Origin of the sequence: Arthrobacter sp. ZGTC212 (assembly GCF_002929255.1) — a bacterium.
GTDB classification, from domain to species: Bacteria; Actinomycetota; Actinomycetes; order Actinomycetales; family Micrococcaceae; genus Arthrobacter_B; species Arthrobacter_B sunyaminii.
On sequence record NZ_PJIJ01000088.1, the window covers coordinates 1 to 526 of the forward strand.

At 66.0% G+C, this 526-nt stretch carries 1 protein-coding gene; it reads left to right on the top strand.

Features of this window, described 5'->3' with window-relative positions:
* Positions 1–9 precede the first annotated feature (9 nt).
* The coding region (locus CXQ89_RS18045; RefSeq protein ID WP_258060217.1) for a pseudouridine synthase at positions 10–526 on the top strand (517 nt) is incomplete at its 3' end.

The following is a 526-nucleotide window of genomic DNA, read 5'->3' on the forward strand; positions in this document are numbered from 1 at the left end:
GGTCCGGTGATGCAATCCCCCCTTCCCGTGCGCGACGGCGTCAACGCCACCCGGCTGCGCCTTCCCGGAGAGGGTCCCTGGGACACGGCCATGGACTACATGATGCACCGCTGGGGGCACATCGACCCGCAGGGCATCGAGGACAGGTTCGACGCCGGCGAGATCGTTGGCGAGGGCGGGGCACCGCTGAGCCGCTCCACTCCGTTGCAGGACCACACTTTCATTTGGTACTACCGGACGCTGCCTCCCGAAACCCGCATTCCCGTGGAGCTGGACATCCTGCACCAGGACGAGCACCTGCTGGTGGTGGACAAGCCGCACTTCCTGCCCACCACGCCGGGCGGCACCTACATCCAGGAATCCGCCCTGGTGCGCCTGCGGAACCAGCTGGACCTGCCGGACCTGATTCCCATGCACCGGCTGGACCGCATGACGGCCGGCGTCCTGCTGCTGTCCACAAATCCTGACACCCGCGGCAAGTACCAGGTGCTCTTTGAAAAGCGCCAGGTCCAGAAGGACTACGAGT